3 protein-coding genes and 1 pseudogene are annotated in these 3,187 nt (G+C 34.8%); 2 read left to right on the forward strand and 2 right to left on the reverse strand.

The annotated features are described in order from the left end of the window. Window positions 1-752, forward strand: a 752-nt coding sequence (locus ABWO41_RS17055; RefSeq protein ID WP_353140609.1) for a long-chain-fatty-acid--protein ligase, incomplete at its 5' end; no start/stop codon positions are given. Window positions 753-1,073: 321 nt separating this feature from the next. On the opposite strand, the gene ABWO41_RS17060 is transcribed toward ABWO41_RS17055, so the two are convergent. Both ABWO41_RS17060 and tyrS read right to left on the reverse strand, forming a co-directional pair. Continuing rightward, complete coding sequence (locus ABWO41_RS17060; protein WP_353140612.1) at window positions 1,074-1,199, reverse strand: hypothetical protein; 126 nt, start codon at window positions 1,197-1,199, stop codon at window positions 1,074-1,076. A 387-nt stretch (window positions 1,200-1,586) separates the two neighbouring features. Further along, window positions 1,587-2,870 (reverse strand): tyrosine--tRNA ligase, encoded by a 1,284-nt coding sequence (gene tyrS, locus ABWO41_RS17065; protein ID WP_353140615.1) that lies wholly within the window; start codon window positions 2,868-2,870, stop codon window positions 1,587-1,589. An 86-nt stretch (window positions 2,871-2,956) separates the two neighbouring features. Here tyrS and ABWO41_RS17070 point away from each other — a divergent pair. Beyond that, window positions 2,957-3,187 (forward strand): annotated as a pseudogene (locus ABWO41_RS17070) (ACP phosphodiesterase); the annotation flags it as partial.

Below are 3,187 nucleotides of genomic sequence, written 5' to 3' on the forward strand. Positions count from 1 at the left end.
TATTCAGCAGTTCTGGAACAACCGGCTTTAAAACAAGTAAACACTATGTAAAAGATGTAAATTGGTATATAGAAAGTTACAGGAAAGCTTTTACTCAATTTTATGGAGACTTAGAAAATTTGTGCATTATTGCTCTTTTACCAAATTACTTAGAAAGAGAAGGTTCATCCCTGATTTATATGGTAGAATATTTAATCCATCAAAGCAAACATCCTGACAGTGGCTTTTTACTTTACGAACACGACATGCTCTTTGATAAACTTCAAAGACTTAAACAAACCGGACAAAAAACAATCTTAATAGGTGTTACCTATGCCCTGCTGGATTTTATAGAAAATTATCAAATAGATTTCCCCGAACTTATTGTAATGGAAACAGGAGGCATGAAAGGCAAAAGAAAGGAAATGGTTCGCGAGGAATTGCACAAAATCTTATGTACCGGTTTCGGAGTTAATGGTATACATTCTGAATACGGTATGACCGAATTGCTCTCTCAGGGGTATTCTTTTGGGAATGGTATTTTTGAAAGTCCGGGTTGGATGAGAATCATTACCCGGGATATCAATGATCCTTTAACTATTTTAAAGGGCAATAAAACTGGTGGAATTAATGTCATTGATTTAGCAAATGTTTATTCTTGTTCTTTTATAGCAACACAAGATTTGGGTAAAGTACTGTCGACAAATAGATTCGAGGTCCTTGGCCGATTTGATAACAGCGACATCAGAGGCTGTAACTTATTAGTCAGTTAGTTCTTCGTTCATAAAACAAATTAATTTTTAAATCGGCCTCCTCTGAAACAGGAATCGAATAAAAAGTGATCTATTTTCACCAATTCCACCCTCTTTATTAACGGATGATCAGGATTAAGAAGGTAATTATATTCATCGTTAACAATAATAGACGGGACGTTAAACAAAAAATATTTAGAATCTTTAATAAATGTATCACCAATACTCTTGGCACTACTTTGATGAGAAATTTCTTTTCAGTTATCAGGTAGTTTTTTCGCTTCAATCTCCAGAATTTTATCCTCGGGACAGATGGAGTTTTCATCCAGGTTTTAAAACGCTCTAAAGACCAAAAACTTCTTCTCCCTGTAGATACAATTTAGCAAGTTCTATCGCTTTTTCTGAATATTCTGGCTTTACCAGCTCTTTTTCGTCAAAGCGCTGGAAAGTTCTTTCCGAAATATGCATTACTTTCTCCAGCCCTTGTATAGGGAAAGAGTTTTTTTAGCAAGTGCAAGTATAGCTTGCTTCGAAAGCCCTTTTCTTGTAAGTTTTGATAAATCAAAATCAGATTTTATTTTCTGATGCGTCCCTAATAAACTTGCTCCTCCTAGCATTCCTACAAAATGCATTACTCATGACATCCATTGGAGCAATATATTCTGCCAAAGGCTCTTCTGCTCGTTGCTTTTTCATAACTCAGATACTTATACACTAATTACCTATTTTTGTCCGGTCACGAAACTTTTCCATAAAATAATTTTAATTCACAGTTTTCATGGATTATAACAACGCAAAAAGGCACAAAGTATTAGCCCTTGTGCCTTTTTATGCTATTAGTGTATAGCTTAATAATTACTCTACAATAATTAAAAAATAGTTTTTCTTACCTTTTTGAGCTACAATAAATTTATTGTTTATCAGGTTACCAGCATTTATAGTAGTTTCTACATTTGCTACCTTTTCTCTATTAATAGAAACACCTCCACCTTGGATCATTTTTTTTGCTTCTCCTTTAGATGGGAAAATCTGTGTTTTTTCTGCTAGTAAACTTACAATATCAATTCCAGATTCGATAGCTGTTTTTTCTACTTTAAATTGCGCGATACCTTCAAAAACACCAATCACTTCTTCATCGGACAGAGAGTTTAAGAATTCTAAAGAGCCATTACCAAATAGGAAATCCGTCGTTTTTAAAGCAGTTTGCAGAGCCTGATCACCATGAACTCTTCTGGTTATATCCTCGGCTAAAGCTTTTTGTAAAACGCGCAAATGTGGTGCCTTATCGTGTTCTTCAATTAAAGCATCAACTTCGGCTTTAGTCATAAAGGTGAAAATTTTGATATAATTCTTCACGTCTTCATCTGTGGCGTTTAGCCAGAATTGGTAAAATTGGTAAGGACTTGTACGTTTTGAATCGAGCCAGATATTCCCTCCCTCGGTTTTACCAAATTTAGTCCCGTCTGATTTTTTGATTAAAGGAGAAGTTAACGCAAAAGCTTGTCCCTGTGCTTTTCTTCTTATAAATTCTGTTCCTGTAACAATATTACCCCATTGGTCAGACCCGCCCATTTGCAACTTCACATTTTTTTCTTTCCAAAGGTGATAAAAATCAAAACCCTGAATCAATTGATAAGTAAATTCTGTAAAAGACATTCCCACTTCACTTTCCAAACGCTTTTTCACCGAATCCTTCGCCATCATATAATTAACCGTAATGTGTTTTCCGGCATCTCTGATAAAATCTAAGAAACTATAGCTTTTAAACCAATCGTAGTTATTCACAATTTCTGCACTATTTGCACCACAATTAAAATCTAAAAACTGTTCTAGCTGTTTCTGAATACCCTTTAAGTTTATTGCTAATTCTTCTTCAGAAAGCAAATTACGTTCCTGCGATTTTCCGGTCGGGTCTCCAATCATACCTGTAGCACCTCCAACCAAAGCCAAAGGTTTGTGTCCTGCCTGCTGGAATCTTACAAGTGTGAAAATTTGAGAAAGGCTACCAACATGCAAAGATTCCGCGGTTGGATCAAAGCCAATGTATCCAGAGACCATTCCTTTAGAAAGTTCTTCTTCTGTTCCCGGCATAATATCTTGTATCAGCCCTCTCCAACGTAAATCTTCTACGAAATTCATCTCTTTAATTCTTTATTTGTTATATTGTAATTTGGCAAATATAAGAATAGATACTAATTGTTTTCAGGTAGAATTAAAAACAGCGAATGAACTTTCTCTCTCATTATTATTTCGATAAAAATATTGTAGATTCATATAAAGTCTTGGGAGCTTTATTGCCCGACTTAACTAAAAACGCGAACAAAGATTGGAAGCTATTCCCTGAAAAGAAACAAGACGATCTATACTCTTCTGTTGAATTAAAATCGTTAACCAGAGGATGGAAAAAACATCTGGCTATAGACCGTATTTTCCATAACATGTCATCTTTTTTTTAT

It is taken from the genome of Pseudopedobacter sp. (genome assembly GCF_040392825.1).
GTDB lineage: Bacteria > Bacteroidota > Bacteroidia > Sphingobacteriales > Sphingobacteriaceae > Pseudopedobacter.

Bases quoted from the DNA above. Each gene is read 5' to 3' on its own strand.
- ABWO41_RS17060 (WP_353140612.1), bottom strand. From the start codon at position 1,199: ATGCATATTTCGGAAAGAACTTTCCAGCGCTTTGACGAAAAAGAGCTG.
- tyrS (WP_353140615.1), bottom strand. From the start codon at position 2,870: ATGAATTTCGTAGAAGATTTACGTTGGAGAGGGCTGATACAAGATATT.